Origin of the sequence: Streptomyces sp. NPDC059398 (assembly GCF_042751845.1) — a bacterium.
Classification (GTDB): Bacteria; Actinomycetota; Actinomycetes; order Streptomycetales; family Streptomycetaceae; genus Streptomyces.
This window is the reverse complement of the sequence record NZ_JBHYWP010000140.1, coordinates 1-17,199: the sequence shown is the minus strand read 5'-3', so window position 1 is coordinate 17,199 and position 17,199 is coordinate 1. Positions and strand designations below refer to the sequence as shown.

Sequence of the window (17,199 nt, the reverse complement as noted above, 5' to 3'; positions counted from 1 at the left end):
CACCCGGTCAGGGTGGCCGCCCTCCGTCATGTCAGGACCGGACTCAGCCGGATTCGGCTCTCCCGGACTCAGCTCTCCCGGAACGTCTCCAGGTCCACCGTCGCCAGGGACGTGACGAGGGTGGTGCGCGGCCCTGCGGCGATGCCGGGGACCGAGGGGACCGCCAGCAGCCGGCAGCCTGCGGAGAGCGCCGCCGTGGCCCCGGTCGGGGTGTCCTCGACGGCCAGACAGCGGGCCGGGTCCACGCCCAGCGCCGCCGCTGCCGCCAGATACGGGTCCGGATGGGGCTTTCCCCGCGCCGACTCTCCCGAGGCCACGGACGCCGCGAACCGGTGCGCACCGAGCGCGTCGAGCACCATGTCGGCCACATGCCGTTCCGACGCGGTGACCAGCGCCACCGCGACACCCAGCGCCGCCGCCTGGTCGAGCAGGCGCAGGGCGCCCGGCTGCACGGTGACCCCGGAGGCCACACCGGCCGTGAAGTCCCGGTCCAGACGGGCCGCCGTCTCCGCCACCGTCAGACCGACACCGTGCTCATGGACCGCGCGCTCCGCCGCGTCGGCCACCGCGGCCCCGGCGTACGCCGCCACGACACCCGGGCCTGCGGGGACACCCTCGGCCCTGAGCAGCCGGGCGACCGTCTCCAGCCAGGCGTGCTCGGTGTCGACCAGGGTGCCGTCCATGTCGCACAGCAGCGCCACGGGGAGCGTCATGAGGGCTTGCCTCTCTGTTCAGGTGCGGTACGGGCCAGGGGGCCGGCCCGGAAGGAGTTGCCCACGGTGAGGACGACCGGGCCGCCGCTCCTGCTCACCACCCCGGCCGGCGTCCGCACCCGGAAGAAGGCAGCGGCCTGAGCGGTCCCGCACAACTCAGGGACCCCTGGAGGGAGTTCGGCCGGGTATCCGCCCTCAGACCAGTGCCGCTCCCGGCAGCTCCACCTTGGCGCCCAGTTCGATCAGCTTGTCGAGGAAGTTCTCGTAGCCCCGGTTGATCAGATCGATCCCGTGCACCCGGGACGTGCCCTGGGCCGCCAGTGCGGCGATCAGGTACGAGAAGCCGCCGCGCAGGTCGGGGATGACCAGATCGGCGCCCTGCAGCTTGGTGGGGCCGCTGACGACCGCCGAGTGCAGGAAGTTGCGCTGGCCGAAGCGGCAGTCCGAGCCGCCCAGGCACTCGCGGTAGAGCTGGATGTGCGCGCCCATCTGGTTCAGCGCGGACGTGAAGCCGAGCCGGGACTCGTACACCGTCTCGTGCACGATGGAGAGGCCGCTCGCCTGCGTCAGCGCCACCACCAGGGGCTGCTGCCAGTCGGTCTGGAAGCCGGGGTGGACGTCCGTCTCCAGCGCGATCGCGTCGAGCGGGCCGCCCGGGTGCCAGAAGCGGATGCCCTCGTCGTCGATCTCGAAGGCGCCGCCGACCCGGCGGAAGGTGTTGAGGAAGGTCATCATCGAGCGCTGCTGGGCGCCGCGCACATAGATGTTGCCCTCGGTCGCCAGCGCGGCCGACGCCCAGGACGCGGCCTCCAGACGGTCCGGGAGCGCCCGGTGGTTGTAGCCGCCGAGCTGGTCGACACCGGTGATCCGGATCGTCCGGTCGGTGTCCATCGAGATGATCGCGCCCATCTTCTGCAGGACGCAGATGAGGTCCTCGATCTCCGGCTCCACGGCCGCGTTCGACAGCTCGGTGACGCCCTCGGCGAGCACCGCGGTCAGCAGCACCTGCTCGGTCGAGCCCACCGACGGGTACGGCAGCCGGATCTTGCAGCCGCGCAGCCGCTGCGGGGCCTCCAGGTACTGGCCGTCCGCCCGCTTCTCGATCGTCGCGCCGAACTGCCGCAGCACCTCGAAGTGGAAGTCGATCGGCCGGCCGCCGATGTCGCAGCCGCCGAGACCGGGGATGAACGCGTGACCCAGCCGGTGCAGCAGCGGGCCGCAGAAGAGGATCGGGATGCGCGAGGAGCCCGCATGGGCGTCGATGTCCGCGACGTTGGCGCTCTCGACGTGCGACGGGTCGAGGACCAGCTCGCCCGGTTCCTCACCGGGGCGGACCGTCACCCCGTGCAGCTGGAGCAGGCCGCGCACGACGCGTACGTCCCGGATGTCGGGCACATTGCGCAGTCTGCTCGGACCGCTGCCGAGCAGGGCGGCGACCATCGCCTTGGGCACGAGGTTCTTCGCGCCGCGAACGCGGATCTCGCCCTCAAGCGGGTTACCGCCGTGGACGAGCAGGACATCGTCGGTGCCAGTGCCGGTCATGAATCTCGCGTTCCGGTGGAGGAGGGTGGACAGAGGGGCAGTCTCAAAGGGTAAGGGGCGAACGGCCCCCTTCCATAAGGCAAAGGGGGGCTGTCGTGCGTCATGACTTCGCTACAACACGCTCCGTGCGGGTCCGGTCACGGCGCGCCGCCGCCCGGCGTCCCCGCCGTCCGGCCCGCGGGGCGGTGCTCCTCCCGCGCTGAGCTGCGCCGGACGAGAGCTCCGGGCCCCGCGCCCCACGGAACGCGAATGTGCGGGATCATATGTGCCATGACGGAGGTGTCCTCGCTCACAGGGCGGCTGCTCGTGGCCACTCCCGCCCTGGCGGACCCGAATTTCGGCCGTGCCGTGGTGCTCGTGCTCGACCATGACAGGGAGGGCTCCCTCGGGGTGGTGCTGAACCGCCCGACCCCGGTCGGCGTCGGCGACATCCTGGCGGGCTGGGAGCAGCTGGCCGCGGAGCCCGGCGTCGTCTTCCAGGGCGGCCCGGTCTCGCTGGACTCGGCGCTGGGCCTCGCGGTGATCCCCGGCGGGGCGCGGAACGGCGGCGGCGGCGACGCGGTGCCGGTCCCGGGGATCGACGAGCCCACCCCCCGGCGCAGGCCGTGGGGCGACGCGGCCACGGGGCTGCGGCGCCGGGCCGACCGCAACGACCCCATCGGCTGGCGGCGGGTGCACGGGGCGATCGGGCTGGTCGATCTGGAGACCCCGCCCGAGCTGCTCGCGGCGGCGCTCGGCTCGCTGCGGATCTTCGCCGGTTACGCGGGCTGGGGCCCGGGACAGCTGGCCGAAGAGGTGGCGGAGGGGGCCTGGTACGTGGTGGATTCGGAGCCCGGCGATGTCTCGTCGCCCGACCCGGACGGGCTGTGGCGGTCGGTGCTGAGGCGCCAGCGGAGCGGTCTGGCGATGATCGCCACCTATCCGGACGACCCTTCGCTGAACTGAAGCCGGAATGAGTCAGTACCCTTGGCCCTCATGAGCACTCTTGAGCCCGAGCGCGGGGCAGGTACGGGGACCCTCGTAGAGCCGACACCCCAGGTGTCGAACGGCGACGGCGACCACGAGCGCTTCGCCCACTATGTCCAGAAGGACAAGATCATGGCGAGCGCGCTGGAAGGCACGCCTGTTGTCGCACTCTGCGGCAAGGTCTGGGTGCCGGGCCGCGACCCGAAGAAGTATCCGGTCTGTCCCATGTGCAAGGAGATCTACGAGTCCATGGGCGCCGGGGGCGACAAGGACAAGGGCGGCAAGGACGGCGGCAAGAAGTAGCCGCCCCGCCGGACTGGTCCACGTAGATCCTCTTCTCGCCGGACCGGTGTGCGCAGGGCTCCTCCTTGCCGGACCGGTCTGGCCGTACTGCGCCTCGCCGTACGGCTTTCGGCTGTACCGCTTTCCGCCGTGGGGGCCCGGCCCGTGTCGCCCCCCGTCGTCATCGGCCGGCCCGGCGAATTGGTCTATGCCACTTGCCGTGGGTCCGGCAGGATGGGCGCATGGATCTGATTCCCGCGCCTCTCGGCGCACAGGACGGGCAGGACGGCGACGCGTTCACCCTGGACGCCGGCACGGTGATCGACGCCGGGCCGGGCACCGAGGGTGTCGCCCGGTGGCTGCGGCAGGTGCTGGGCGATGCGACGGGGCTGCCCCTGGAGGCCGGTTCCCGGTCCGGGGCCGGTGACGGCATCCCCCCTTCCGGCTCCTCTCCCGACTCCGGTTCCGGTGAGGGTTCCGGCGGGGCCACCCTCGGCGGCGCCATCCGGCTGCGGATCGATCCCGCGCCCGGATCCGGTACGCCCGGTGACGGGAGCGTTGGCAGCCCCGAGGGATACGCGCTGGCCGTCGGCGGTGACGGCGTCCTGCTGAGCGGTGGCAGCGCGGCCGGTCTCTTCTGGGGCGCCCAGACCCTCCGTCAGCTGCTCGGGCCGGACGCCTTCCGGCGGGCTCCGCTGCGGCCCGGCGCCCCCTGGCGGATCCCCGGCTGCGCCATCGAGGACAGCCCCCGGTTCGCCTGGCGCGGCATGATGCTCGACGTGGCACGGCACTTCATGCCCAAGGAAGGCGTACTGCGCTACCTCGACCTCCTCGCCGCCCACAAGCTCAACGTCTTCCACTTCCACCTCACCGACGACCAGGGCTGGCGCATCGAGATCAAGCGCTATCCGCGGCTGACGGAGGTCGGCGCCTGGCGCGCCCGTACGAAGTGGGGCCACCGGGCGTCACCGCTCTGGGACGAGAAGCCGCACGGCGGTTACTACACCCAGGACGACATCCGCGAGATCGTCGCCTACGCCGCCGAGCGGCACATCACCGTCGTCCCCGAGATCGACGTCCCCGGCCACTCGCAGGCCGCCATCGCCGCCTATCCGGAGCTGGGCAACGCCGATGTCGTCGACACGGCCGCCCTCACCGTCTGGGACACCTGGGGCGTCAACCCCAATGTGCTCGCCCCGACGGAGAGTTCGCTGCGCTTCTACGAAGGCGTACTGGAGGAGGTCCTCGACCTCTTCCCTTCGGCCTTCGTCCATCTCGGCGGCGACGAGTGCCCCAAGGAGCAGTGGAAGGCGTCGGCGACCGCCCAGGCGCAGATCAAGGAGCTGGGCCTGCGTGACGAGGACGAGCTCCAGTCGTGGTTCATCCTGCACTTCGACCGCTGGCTCGCCGACCGGGGGCGCCGTCTCATCGGCTGGGACGAGATCCTGGAGGGCGGCCTCGCGCCCGGCGCGACGGTCTCCTCCTGGCGCGGTTACGCGGGCGGGATCGCCGCGGCCGAGGCCGGTCACGACGTCGTCATGTGCCCCGAGCAGCAGGTGTATCTGAACTTCCGGGAGGACGGCGGCGAGGACGAGCCGATGCCCATCGGCTGGGTCCGCACCCTGGAGGACGTCTACCGCTTCGAGCCCGTACCGCCGCAGCTCGGCCCGGAGGCCGCCGCCCATGTACTCGGCACCCAGGCCAACCTCTGGACCGAGGTGACGGAGAACCAGAGCCGGGTCGACTACCAGGTGTTCCCCAGGCTCGCGGCCTTCGCTGAGGTGGCCTGGTCGGCGCTGCCGGAACCGGCGGCCCGGGACTTCGCGGACTTCGGCCGGCGGATGGCCGCGCACTACGCCCGACTTGACGCGCTCGGTGTCCAGTACCGCCCGCCCGGCGGCCCGTTGCCCGCGCAGCGCCGCCCCGCACCGGAGGGGCTGACCGCCGCGGATCTCGGACGTCCGATCGAGGGGCAGCCCCCGAACGTGTGAGTGTGCGGGCAAGGTGAGGGCAGCGGCCCGGCGGTCCGGAACCATGGGCCGCCGGGCCGAACAACTCAGGCAACGGGTGCAGAAGAGAGGTAATCGGCAGTTCACGGCAATCCCGTGTGAATGCGGACGTTCAGTCTGGGAAGGGATGGATCTGCCCTTCGCGGACCCTCCCGTCGGGCAGTGCGGAAGATGTGCCAGAGTTGCCACGTCCGGGCTCTGAGCACGTACCGTACGGCGCAACAGGCGGGACAGCCGGGACACCGGGACACCGGGAAGGGGCAGCTGGGTTGACCACGCACGCACCGCAGGCGGCGCAGTCCGTGACGCTGCCGACGTCGCTCGACGAGGCTGTGGCGGCACTGACGGCCATGCCTGCCGCCGTCCCCGTCGCGGGCGGCACCGATCTGATGGCGGCCGTGAACTCGGGGCTGCTGCGGCCCACAGGACTCGTCGGACTCGGCAGGATCAGCGAGATCCGTGGCTGGCACTACCAGGACGGCCACGCACTGCTCGGCGCCGGCCTCACCCACGCCCGGATGGGACGGCCCGACTTCGCGGCGCTCATCCCGGCGCTGGCCGCTGCCGCACGCGCCGCCGGTCCGCCGCAGATCCGTAACGCGGGCACGCTCGGCGGCAACATCGTCACCGCCGCACCGACCGGTGACGCGCTGCCCGTGCTGGCCGCGCTGGAGGCCACGCTGGTCGTCGCGGGTCCTGGCGGTGTCCGCCGCGAGACCCCGGTCTCGCATCTGCTCGCGGGCCGGGACATGCTCCAGCCCGCCGAACTCGTGGGTTTCGTACGGGTACCGCTGCTGCACGCGCCGCAGGTCTTCCTCAAGGCCACCGGGCGTACCGGACCTGGCCGGGCCACCGCGTCGGTCGCGGTGGTCCTGGACCCGGCAAGGCGCGGGGTGCGGTGTGCGGTCGGGGCCGTCGCGCCGATGCCGCTGCGGCCGATGGAGGCCGAGCAGTGGATCGCCTCGCTCATCGACTGGGACGGGGAGCGCGGGCTGGCGCAGGAGGCGCTCACCGCCTTCGGCGAGTACGTCGCCGCCGCCTGCATCCCCGACGCGGCGCCGCCGCCCGAAGGGGGAGAGGCGCCGCCGTTGCCCCCGGCCGTACTGCACCTGCGGCGGACCGTCGCCGCACTGGCCCGGCGAGCACTGGGGAGGGCGCTCTCATGACCACCAACGACGACCGCGGCGGCTGGCAGCCGGTCCCGCAGGGCGGTGAGTACGACGCGGAGGCCACCGCGTTCGTGCAGCTCCCGGAGGGCATGGACCCGTCCGGCGCACCGCTGGCCGCTCCCGGCCACGGCTATGTACCGCCGATGATTCTGCCGCTGACGCCCGCGGCGGGGACGGACCCGGCCGCCACCGGGCAGTGGACGGTGCCACAGGCCCAGGACCAGGGCCGGCCGACGGACCAGGGGCACCAGCCCCAGCAGGCGTACCCGCCGCACCAGTTCGGCCAGTCCTACCAGCCCTACGAGTCCGGCCCGCCCCACCAGTCCGGACAGCCCCGGTCGGTGCCCGAGACGCCGTACTGGCCGGAGCCCGCACGGGATCCGCAGCCGGGGCCGGGGTATCCGCAGGAGCCGGTGGCCACGGGTCAGTGGACCTTCGGGGACGCGCAGGACCAGTCCGGTCGCCAACAGCCGTACCAGCAGCACCAGCAGCAGCATCAGCCACACTCCCACGAACAGCACCCGCAGCCGCATCAGCAGCACGGCGGGGACCTCACCGGGCAGTGGACGATTCCGGTCGCCGAGGGCGATGTCCCCGAGGAGTCCGGCGAGTACACCGCCTCCTCGCTGATGCGCCCGGCCACGCTGCCCGGTGGCGCGCCCGCGCCGTGGGCCGTACCGGCCGAGCCCGCGCCGGACCACGGAACTCCGGCCGGTGGCACGCCCGTACCGCACGACCCACAGGACGCGCAGCAGGCGGGCGCCGAGCCGTCCGCCGGGGACGCGCCGGTGGCGGCGGCCGACGAGCCCGGCAGCCCGCGGGGCGGTTACGGATCCGGCCAGGACGACGAGGGCGCCGGTGCCGCCGACCGGGTGGCCGGACACGACGGCGGGCACGAGCCGCACCGCCCGCACGAGCCGCACGGTGCCCCGGCGCCGGACCCGCAGGACATCCCCGCGCCCCGTGCGGCGGAGTCCGGCGTGGAGTCCCCGGAGCCGGACGCCGTATCCGCATCCGGGGCCGGTGCCGATGACGGTCCGGAGACCACCGCTCCCGCCCCGGCGGACCCCGAGGCCACGCACGCTGACGCGCTGCACCCCGAGGCCGCGCACCCGGACGCCACCCACCCGGACGCCCCTGCGGCAGTCCCCGGCGCGGCAGTCCCCGGCGCGGCGGACCGGGATATGGCGGAGCCCGGCACGGCCGACCCCAACACGGCCGACCCCAACACAGCCGACCCCGGTCCGGCGCCCGTGTCCGACGCGCCGCCCGCCGCCTGGAGCGAGCACACCCCCGCCTCGTACGTCCTGCGCGTGAACGGCACCGACCGCCCCGTCACGGACGCCTGGATCGGGGAGTCGCTGCTCTACGTCCTGCGGGAGCGGCTCGGGCTCGCGGGCGCCAAGGACGGCTGCTCGCAGGGGGAGTGCGGCGCCTGCAACGTCCAGGTGGACGGCCGTCTTGTCGCCTCCTGCCTGGTCCCCGCCGCCACCGCCGCCGGCTCCGAGGTCCGTACGGTCGAGGGCCTCGCCGTCAACGGTGAACCGTCCGACGTCCAGCGCGCCCTCGCCGACTGCGGAGCCGTCCAGTGCGGCTTCTGCATCCCGGGCATGGCCATGACGGTCCATGACCTCCTGGAGGGCAACCACGCCCCCACCGAACTCGAAACCAGACAGGCCCTGTGCGGCAACCTCTGCCGCTGCTCCGGCTACCGAGGCGTGCTGGACGCGGTGGGCGAGGTGGTCGCCGGGCGCGCGGCGGCGGGTGCCGTGTCCGAAGAACCCCGTATCCCGCACCAGGCAGCACCCGGCTCCGGCGGCATGCAGCCCGACAACCCGCAGCCCGACAACCCGCAGCAGCACGACGGAGGCATGGCGTGAGCAGCGACGCGGCCACCGCGGCCACCGCGAAGTCCCCCGAGGCGGACGGCCCGGAGCAGGAGCCGCCCGCGCACGGGCTCGGCGCGTCCCTCCCGCCCGCCGACACCCGGGCGAAGACCGAGGGCACCTTCCCCTACGCGGCCGACCTGTGGGCCGAGGGTCTCCTCTGGGCCGCCGTGCTGCGCTCCCCGCACCCGCACGCCCGGATCCTCTCCATCGACACGTCCGAGGCGTCCGCGATGCCCGGGGTCCGCACGGTCGTCACCCACGCCGACATTCCCGGCGACGCCGCGCACGGCCGCGCGATCGCCGACCGTCCGGTCTTCGCATCCGAACTGGTCCGCCACCACGGCGAGGCCATCGCCGCGGTCGCCGCCGACCACCCGGACACCGCCCGCCTCGCGGTGGCCGCCATCACGGTCGAGTACGAGGTCCTGGAGCCGGTCACCGACCCGGAGCAGGCATTCGAGGCCGAACCACTGCACCCCGACGGCAATCTGATCCGCCACATCCCGCTGCGCTTCGGCGACCCGGACATCACCGGTGAGGTCGTCGTCGAGGGCCTCTACCGGATCGGCCGCCAGGACCCGGCGCCCATCGGTGCCGAGGCCGGGCTCGCCGTACCGCGGCCCGACGGCGGCGTCGAGATCTACACCGCGTCCACCGACCCGCACACCGACCGCGATCTGGCCGCCGCCTGCTTCGGCCTGGAGCCGGACCGGGTCAAGGTGGTGGTGACCGGGGTGCCCGGCGCGACCGGCGACCGCGAGGACACCAGCTTCCAGCTCCCGCTGGGCCTGCTCGCCCTGCGGACCGGCTGCCCGGTCAAACTGGCCGCCACCCGCGAGGAGTCCTTCCTCGGCCACGCCCACCGCCACCCGACCCTGCTCCGCTACCGCCACCACGCGGACGCCGAGGGGCGCCTGGTGAAGGTCGAGGCGCAGATCCTCCTCGACGCGGGTGCGTACGCCGACGCCTCGTCCGAGTCCCTGGCCGCCGCCGTCTCGTTCGCCTGCGGTCCTTACGTGGTGCCGCACGCCTTCATCGAGGGCTGGGCGGTCCGTACGAACAACCCGCCGTCCGGCCATGTCCGCGGTGAGGGCGCGCTCCAGGTCTGCGCCGCGTACGAGGGCCAGATGGACAAGCTCGCGGCCCGGCTCTCCCTCGACCCGGCGGAACTGCGGCTGCGCAACGTACTGGCCACCGGCGATCTGCTGCCCACAGGGCAGACCATCACCTGCCCGGCCCCGGTCGCCGAACTCCTGCGCTCCGTCAAGGACTTCCCGCTGCCCGCACTGCCCAAGGACACCCCCGACAGCGACTGGCTGCTGCCCGGAGGACCGGAGGGCGCGGGCGAGCCGGGCGCGGTGCGCCGCGGGGTCGGCTACGCACTGGGCATGGTGCACATGCTCGGCGCCGAGGGGGCCGACGAGGTCTCCACGGCCACGGTCAAGGTGCACGACGGGGTCGCCACGGTCATCTGCGCCGCCGTCGAGACCGGGCAGGGATTCTCCACCCTGGCCCGGCAGATCGTCCAGGACACCCTCGGTATCGAGGAGGTCCATGTCGCGTCCGTCGACACCGACCAGCCCCCGGCCGGGCCCGCCACGCACGGCAGGCACACCTGGGTATCCGGCGGCGCGGTGGAGCGGGCCGCGAAGATGGTCCGCACCCAGCTCCTCCAGCCGCTGGCCCACCAGTTCGGGATGTCCACCGAACTGCTCCAGATCGCCGACGGCAAGATCACCTCGTACGACGGGGTGCTCTCCACGACGGTCACCGAGGCCATGGACGGCAAAGAGCTCTGGGCGACGGCCCAGTGCCGGCCGCATCCGACCGAACCGCTCGACGAGTCCGGCCAGGGCGACGCCTTCGTCGGCCTCGCCTTCTGCGCGGTCCGCGCGGTGGTGGACGTCGACATCGAACTGGGCTCCGTCCGGGTCGTGGAGATGGCCGTCGCGCAGGACGTCGGCCGGATCCTCAACCCGCGGCTGCTGGCCGCCCGTATCGAGGCGGGCGTCACGCAGGGCGTCGGGGCGGCCCTCACCGAGAACCTCCGTACGGCACGGGGTGTGGTGCGCCACCCGGACCTGACCGGTTACGCGCTGCCCACCGCCCTGGACGCCCCGGACATCCGCATCGTGAAACTCATCGAGGAGCGCGACGTGGTCGCCCCGTTCGGCGCGAAGGCAGCGAGCGCGGTGCCGGTGGTCACCTCCCCGGCCGCGGTGGCGGCGGCGGTACGGGCGGCGACCGGCCGCCCGGTGAGCCGGCTCCCGATCCGGCCGCAGGCCGCGGTGGTCACGAGCTGAAGCGCGTGCGGGGCCGGTCCGCGGCGCACTGCCGACGGCCGGCCGCACCGGGCCGCAACGCACTGCCGACCGCCTGCGGGGTCCGGCCCGCAGCACACCGCACCCCGCCCCGCCCCCGTTTCGCCCCCACATCACACATATGGGCATATCCGGACCCGCCGGAGGATGCCCTTTCCCGCGCAGGGGTAGTGCTGCCCCGATCAGCGACCTCATGGGAAAGGGCCGAACGTCAGTGTCAAAGCCTTTTGAACTGCCGGAGTTCTACCTGCCGCATCCGGCCAGGCTGAATCCCCATCTCGAAGAGGCCAGAGCCCATACCAAGCAGTGGGCCAGGGACATGGGGATGCTGGAGGGGTCGGGGATCTGGGACGAGCAGGACCTCGACTCCCACGACTACGCCCTGCTCTGCGCGTACACCCACCCCGACTGCGGCGGACCCGAACTGTCCCTGGTGACCGACTGGTACGTGTGGGTGTTCTTCTTCGACGACCACTTCCTGGAGCTGTTCAAGCGGTCGCAGGACCGGCAGGGCGGGAAGGCGTATCTCGACCGGCTGCCCGCCTTCATGCCGATGGATCTGGCCGACGGATTCCCCGAGCCGCGGAACCAGGTGGAGGCGGGCCTCGCCGATCTCTGGGCGCGCACGGTGCCCGGGATGTCGATGGACTGGCGGGAACGTTTCGCCGTGAGCACCGAGAACCTGCTCAACGAATCTCTCTGGGAGCTCTCCAATATCAACGCGGGGCGCGTCTCCAACCCCGTCGAGTACATCGAGATGCGGCGCAAGGTCGGCGGCGCGCCCTGGTCGGCGGGGCTCATCGAGTACGCGACGGGCGCCGAGGTCCCCGCGGCCATCGCGGGATCGCGTCCGCTGCGCGTCCTGAAGGACACGTTCTCGGACGGGGTGCATCTGCGCAACGACCTCTTCTCGTACGAGCGGGAGATCCAGGAGGAGGGCGAACTCAGCAACGGCGTACTGGTCCTGGAGACCTTCCTCGGCTGCACCACGCAGGAGGCCGCGGACGCAGTCAACGATCTGCTCACCGCGCGGCTCCAGCAGTTCGAGAACACCTTCTTCACCGAACTGGGCCCGCTCTTCGTGGAGTTCGGAGTCGGCCCGGACGGCGTGGCCGACACGCTCACCTATGTGAAGGGGCTCCAGGACTGGCAGTCGGGCGGCCATGAGTGGCACATGCGCTCCAGCCGCTACATGAACGACGGCGGCGCAGTCGCCGAACGGGGGCTGCCGCTCGCCCCGGTGGGGCTCGGCACATCCGCCGCGGACATCAAGCAGTTCCTGGGGAAGACGGGGGCGGCCCGGCTCCGGAACCATCTGCATGTGCCGCACCAGCACGTCGGCCCCTCCCGGCTGCCGGACTTCGACATGCCGTTCCCCCTCTCGCTCTCACCGCATCTGGAGACCGCGCGGCGCCATCTCACCGAGTGGGCGCACCGGATGCGGATGCTCGACGACATCTGGGACGAGCGGCAGCTCACCGGCTTCGACTTCCCGGTCTGCGCCGCGGGCATCGACCCGGACGCCACCGCGGACGAACTGGACCTGGCGTCCGGCTGGCTGGCCTGGGGGACGTACGCGGACGACTACTTCCCACTGGTGTACGGGCGCAGCCGCGACCTCGCGGGGGCGAAGGCGCAGAACGAGCGGTTCTCGCTCTTCATGCCGCTGGAGGGGGAGGCGCCCGCGCCGGGGAACGTCATGGAACGGGCGCTGGCCGATCTCTGGGCGCGCACGGCGGCCCCGATGGACGAAGCGGCGCGCCGCGCCTTCCGTACGGCCGTCGAGAAGATGACGGCCAGCTGGCTCTGGGAGCTCGCCAACCAGGCGCAGCACCGGATCCCGGAACCGGTCGACTACATCGAGATGCGCCGGATGACCTTCGGCTCGGATCTGACGATGTCCCTGGCGCGGCTCGGCCATCGGCACCTGATCCCGGAGGAGGTGTTCCGCAGCGGTCCGGTGAAGTCGCTGGAGAGTTCGGCCGCCGACTACGCCTGTCTGATGAACGACGTCTTCTCCTACCAGAAGGAGATCGAGTTCGAGGGTGAGGTGCACAACGCCGTCCTGGTCGTCCAGGCGTTCTTCGCGGTCGACTACCCGACCGCACTGGCGATGGTCGACGATCTGATGGTGTCGCGCATGCGGCAGTTCCGGCATGTGGCTGAGCATGAGATCCCGGTGGTCTGTGCGGACTTCGGGCTGGACGAGAAGGCCCGTGCCGCGCTGCGGAGCTATGTGCGGGAGCTGGAGGACTGGATGGCGGCCATCCTGAACTGGCACCGGATGACCCGCCGGTACACGGAGGCCGATCTGCTCGCGGGCGGCCCCGGCTCCCGCTACCGGCCGCCCGCTCCCCGGGGGCTCGGTACGGCGGCGCTGGGACTGGCGGAGCTGGTCGGGCGGGGGTGAGGGGGGCGGCGGCGCCCGGGGCAGGTCCGGCACCCGGTCCGGCACTCGTTCCGGCACCCGGACGCCGCTGCCGCGTGTCCTCTTTGCGGCATATTTCCTATAGTGGGCTGAGTCCTGTGCCTCCCTGAGGTGCGCCCCGGTGAGTAGGAGTCAGCCGTATGAGCAATCTGTTCGTCGTCGCCTACAACGACGTCGCCACCGCCAACCAGGTTCGCGACAAGCTCATTTCGCTGAGCCGCCAGCACCTCGTCGAGCTGGAGGACGTGGTCGTGGTCGAGCGCCGCGAGGCCGACGGCAGGATCAAACTGCACCAGGCCGTCAACCTCACCGCGACGGGTGCGGCAGGTGGTGCGCTCTGGGGCGGGCTCATCGGGCTGCTCTTCCTGGCGCCTCTGCTCGGTGCGGCGGTCGGCGCCGCGGCGGGCGCGGCGGGCGGGGCCGTCAGCGACACCGGGGTGAACGACGACTTCATGCGCGACATCAGCTCGAACCTCCGCCCGGGGGCCGCGGCGGTCTTCGCCCTGGCCCAGTCGGACGCGACCGACAAGGTCGTGGCCGAGCTGGCGCCGTTCGGCGGCCAGCTGGTCCAGACGTCGCTCTCGTCGGAGGACGAGGACCACCTGAGGTCGATGGTCCAGGCGGCACGGGGTGAGCCGGGGCACGGCGGGGCGGGGCGGACCGGGAACACGGAGCAGCCGACGACGCGGCCGGAGCGGGGCGGTTCGGAGCGGGTGGAGGACACGGAGCAGCCGACGACGCGGCCGGAGCCCTAGGGGCGGGGCATGAGCCCCGGGGGGTGGGCCAGTAGCCCAGGGGGTGGGGCATGAGCCCCGGGGGGTGGGCCAGCAGCCCAGGGGGTGGGGCATGAGACCCGGGGGTGGGCCAGCAGCCCCGGGGGTGGGCCATGAGCCCCGGGGTGGGCCGGGCCTGCTGCCGGGTCATGACCTGAGCGGGGCCGTCACCCCGCAGATACTTCCCGGCAGTCCGCCGCCGGGACGACCCGCGTGTCGATGGTGATGCCGCCACGGGTGCGCCCGCCGGCGATCGACGCCGCCCGCAGGCAGAAGTGCACCCACATGTTGAACTGGATCTCCTTGGACACCCGGAGACGGTTGTACAGCAGATCCGCCAGCCGGTCGCCCGCCCGGGACCAGGCCTCGATCTCGAAGGCGAGCAGCGCGCCCTCGTCCCTGGCCCGGAACTCGATCTGGCCGGCTTCGAGATGGCCCCGCAGCGTGCCGAACCTGAACGACACCGCGTCGCGGTGCAGTACACGTACCGGCCCGTCCCACGGCCCCGGCATCCGCACCCGGTACTCGTCGCCGACCCGAACGGTCCCCCGGTGGCCCGCCGTCTTGTCGAACACGGCGGCGCTCGACGGAGCCGCCCGGTTCAGGTCGGCCATGACTGCGCCCATCAGCTCCCGCGGGCCTGCCTCGCTGCCCTCGATCAGGACGGAGAAGCGCCGGTGGAGCATCGGCCCCACCCCGTCCTCCAGGCACTGGCTGCGCCGGTCCAGCAGGCCGGCGGGGACGGCGGCCGGCAGATCACCGCTGTCGCCCGGCGCCTCGCTGCGGTGCAGTGCGCAGATCCGCCAGAGGTAGTTCCAGGACGTGATCGCCATCCCGGCGGGGAACCGCAGAAGGACCCCCAGCCGGCGCCGAGGGGGCAACTGGAACGGTTGCTCGGTATCCGCTGACGTCATAACGTCACGATACGTTCAAAACGCTCACTTCATATTTTTACTGGACACAGTGGGAGGTACGGTGCGGATCTCGCGGATGCTGTGGCGCGCAGGAGTGCGCGGTGTCTATATGGAGGCGGCTTCGATGGCCGCGGTCGCGGTCTGCATCGGGTTCTGGCTGCGGGCCAAGGGATACGACCAGGACGAGCGGGGCAATGCGGAGCGGCGGGCGCTGTTCGTCGGTCTCTGGCCCGCCGTGCTCTGGCTCATCGGCCAGTCCATCGGCGAAGCCGAGCTGATCGAACGGATCGAGCTGATCGACCAGATCGAGCAGCGGGAGCGGACCGTTTAGCGCGGACGGAGCGGGCCGGCCGGTGCCGGCCACGCGGGGTTCTCCAGTACTCCCACTGAGGGGCGGCCATGCTGCGTGAGGGGCGACTCCACGGCGAGAGCGCCGCATCGGCACTGCGTTCCCTGCGGGGCCGCCGGGTGAACTACTCGCTCCCGCCCGGCGGCGCGCCCGCCCGGGACGAGGGGTGGCATGTCGACTCGCTCCGCAGGCCGCTGGCCCGTGAGCGGCCGGGCGACCCTGAGCCGGGCGGCGCCTGGGAGACCGCCTGCCGGCTCGTACGCGACTATCAGTTCCCGGAGCCGGGCATCCTCCGTGCGCTCTACTGCCGCGACGACGCGCTGCTCGGGCGGAACATCCTGCTGGAGGGCCGTTTCCTCGGCCTCCGCTTCGACATGGGGGTCAGGATCACCTCGGTGACCGACGAACGGCGCGGTACGGACGACACGGCGCAGCGGGTCTGGGGCTGGGGCTACCAGACGCTGGACGGACATCTGGAGGAGGGGGAACTGCTCTACCAGGTCATCAAGTACCCGCACACGGGTGCGGTCGAGTTCCTGATCACCGGCTACTCCCGGCGGGCGCCGATCCGCAACCCCGTCGTCCGCGCGGGCTTCGTCCTGTTCGGCCGTATGACCCAGCGCCGCTTCTACCGGGCCAGCGCGAACCGCCTCCACGCCCTCACCCGCGCCGAACTCCTGGGCGCCCCACCGGCCCACCCCCGGCCGTCCGCGGCGGGCCAGGGCCTGGTCGTCGTCCCGAGCGGCCCGCACGCGGCCCGGGGGTGACGGGCTGAAGATTCCGTACGTGGAGGGCCGCCCACCCTCCAGCCATCCCCGGCCGGGGCCGGCCGGGGGCGATGCTCTTACGTACACACGGGGGCGATGCCCCTACGTACACAGAGGCCGTGGCGGGAATCGAACCCGCGTAACTCGCTTTGCAGGCGAGTCCCTGAACCACTCGGGCACACGGCCAAGTCGGAAGTCACCGGAACCGACCCCATCGATCCGATCCGGTCGATCCGGTACGCCGACCGTAGGCTCCCCGCACCGCCCGGCTCAAGGCCGCGGGCCGGGCCGCAACGTGACTGCCACACCCCGTTCATGGTCGTACGACCAACGGACCAGCCGGGCCCCACCCTCCGACAGGGTTCATTCGGCGGTTCGCCCCTTACGCTGGGCTCATGACCGCGCTGGAATCCCGCGACGCCGAGGTCGCGCCCCCCGAGCTGCCCGAAGGCGCTTCCGCCCCCGCGACCAGCGGCATTCTCGGCAGCGCGCACCGGGCGCTCAGTATCGGCATCGTCACCGTCGTCCTGCTCATCGCCTTCGAGGCGACGGCCGTCGGCACCGCGATGCCGGTCGCCGCACGCGAGTTGCACGGCGTCGCCCTCTACGCCTTCGCGTTCTCCGCGTACTTCACCACCTCGCTCTTCGCGATGGTGCTCTCCGGCCAGTGGGCCGACCGGAGCGGGCCGCTGCGCCCGCTCGCCACCGGGATCGCCGCCTTCGCGGCCGGACTGCTGCTCGCCGGTACGGCCTCCAGCATGTGGATCTTCGTCGCCGGGCGCGCGGTGCAGGGGCTCGGCGGCGGTCTGGTCATCGTCGCGCTGTACGTCGTGGTCAGCCGCGCCTACCCGGAGCGGCTGCGGCCCTCGATCATGGCCGCCTTCGCCGCGAGCTGGGTGGTGCCCTCCGTCGTCGGGCCGCTCGCCGCCGGTACGGTCACCGAACACCTCGGCTGGCGCTGGGTGTTCATCGCCATCCCGGTCCTGGTGGTGCCGCCGCTCGCCCTCGCGCTGCCTGCGATCCGCCGTACGGCCGCGGGCCCCGCCGATCCCTCCGTACCGCCGCCGGCCTTCGACC

General features: G+C 72.5%; 14 protein-coding genes and 1 tRNA gene. 11 read left to right on the top strand and 4 right to left on the bottom strand.

Annotated features, from left to right (window positions below; all coding sequences use genetic code 11):
• Positions 1 to 68: 68 nt before the first annotated feature.
• Entirely contained in the window at positions 69 to 713 is a 645-nt protein-coding gene (locus ACFXBC_RS32785; RefSeq protein WP_385032943.1) for an HAD family hydrolase, read from the bottom strand.
• A 195-nt stretch (positions 714 to 908) separates the two neighbouring features.
• Positions 909 to 2,255 (bottom strand): UDP-N-acetylglucosamine 1-carboxyvinyltransferase, encoded by a 1,347-nt coding sequence (gene murA / locus ACFXBC_RS32780; RefSeq protein ID WP_385032940.1) that lies wholly within the window; start codon positions 2,253 to 2,255, stop codon positions 909 to 911.
• A gap of 270 nt (positions 2,256 to 2,525) precedes the next feature.
• Here murA and ACFXBC_RS32775 point away from each other — a divergent pair, with 270 nt between their 5' ends.
• From ACFXBC_RS32775 to ACFXBC_RS32740, 8 genes are all read left to right on the top strand, one after another.
• The gene (locus ACFXBC_RS32775) at positions 2,526 to 3,200 is read left to right on the top strand and encodes a YqgE/AlgH family protein (protein ID WP_385032937.1); all 675 of its coding nucleotides are present in this window, start codon (positions 2,526 to 2,528) and stop codon (positions 3,198 to 3,200) included.
• A 30-nt stretch (positions 3,201 to 3,230) separates the two neighbouring features.
• The gene (locus ACFXBC_RS32770) at positions 3,231 to 3,524 is read left to right on the top strand and encodes a DUF3039 domain-containing protein (protein WP_164266014.1); all 294 of its coding nucleotides are present in this window, start codon (positions 3,231 to 3,233) and stop codon (positions 3,522 to 3,524) included.
• A gap of 221 nt (positions 3,525 to 3,745) precedes the next feature.
• Positions 3,746 to 5,494 carry a beta-N-acetylhexosaminidase gene (locus tag ACFXBC_RS32765; protein WP_385032933.1) on the top strand — a complete coding sequence of 583 codons (1,749 nt, stop codon included), beginning with the start codon at positions 3,746 to 3,748 and terminating at the stop codon, positions 5,492 to 5,494.
• A 287-nt stretch (positions 5,495 to 5,781) separates the two neighbouring features.
• Positions 5,782 to 6,678 carry an FAD binding domain-containing protein gene (locus tag ACFXBC_RS32760; protein ID WP_385032930.1) on the top strand — a complete coding sequence of 299 codons (897 nt, stop codon included), beginning with the start codon at positions 5,782 to 5,784 and terminating at the stop codon, positions 6,676 to 6,678.
• The gene (locus ACFXBC_RS32755; RefSeq protein WP_385032927.1) at positions 6,675 to 8,561 is read left to right on the top strand and encodes a 2Fe-2S iron-sulfur cluster-binding protein; all 1,887 of its coding nucleotides are present in this window, start codon (positions 6,675 to 6,677) and stop codon (positions 8,559 to 8,561) included. Before ACFXBC_RS32760 ends, ACFXBC_RS32755 begins: the two co-directional genes overlap by 4 nt.
• Positions 8,558 to 10,873, top strand: coding sequence for a xanthine dehydrogenase family protein molybdopterin-binding subunit (locus tag ACFXBC_RS32750; protein ID WP_385032924.1), 2,316 nt, complete (start codon positions 8,558 to 8,560; stop codon positions 10,871 to 10,873). Before ACFXBC_RS32755 ends, ACFXBC_RS32750 begins: the two co-directional genes overlap by 4 nt.
• A 232-nt stretch (positions 10,874 to 11,105) precedes the next feature.
• Entirely contained in the window at positions 11,106 to 13,301 is a 2,196-nt protein-coding gene (locus ACFXBC_RS32745) for a germacradienol/geosmin synthase (protein WP_385032921.1), read from the top strand.
• Between the two features lie 158 nt (positions 13,302 to 13,459).
• Positions 13,460 to 14,074, top strand: coding sequence for a DUF1269 domain-containing protein (locus ACFXBC_RS32740; RefSeq protein WP_385032918.1), 615 nt, complete (start codon positions 13,460 to 13,462; stop codon positions 14,072 to 14,074).
• Positions 14,075 to 14,259: 185 nt separating this feature from the next.
• On the opposite strand, the gene ACFXBC_RS32735 is transcribed toward ACFXBC_RS32740, so the two are convergent.
• Entirely contained in the window at positions 14,260 to 15,006 is a 747-nt protein-coding gene (locus ACFXBC_RS32735) for a DUF1990 family protein (protein ID WP_385032915.1), read from the bottom strand.
• Between the two features lie 49 nt (positions 15,007 to 15,055).
• On the opposite strand from ACFXBC_RS32735, the gene ACFXBC_RS32730 reads away from it, so the two are divergent.
• Together ACFXBC_RS32730 and ACFXBC_RS32725 are read left to right on the top strand one after the other, a co-directional pair.
• Positions 15,056 to 15,337: a hypothetical protein gene (locus ACFXBC_RS32730; RefSeq protein ID WP_385032912.1), complete on the top strand. Its 282-nt coding sequence runs from the start codon at positions 15,056 to 15,058 to the stop codon at positions 15,335 to 15,337.
• A gap of 68 nt (positions 15,338 to 15,405) precedes the next feature.
• The gene (locus ACFXBC_RS32725; RefSeq protein WP_385032909.1) at positions 15,406 to 16,122 is read left to right on the top strand and encodes a DUF1990 family protein; all 717 of its coding nucleotides are present in this window, start codon (positions 15,406 to 15,408) and stop codon (positions 16,120 to 16,122) included.
• Positions 16,123 to 16,236: 114 nt separating this feature from the next.
• Here ACFXBC_RS32725 and ACFXBC_RS32720 read toward each other — a convergent pair.
• Positions 16,237 to 16,308 (bottom strand) — tRNA-Cys (locus tag ACFXBC_RS32720).
• Positions 16,309 to 16,517: 209 nt separating this feature from the next.
• On the opposite strand from ACFXBC_RS32720, the gene ACFXBC_RS32715 reads away from it, so the two are divergent.
• On the top strand, positions 16,518 to 17,199 hold a 682-nt coding region (locus tag ACFXBC_RS32715; protein ID WP_385032906.1), incomplete at its 3' end, for an MFS transporter.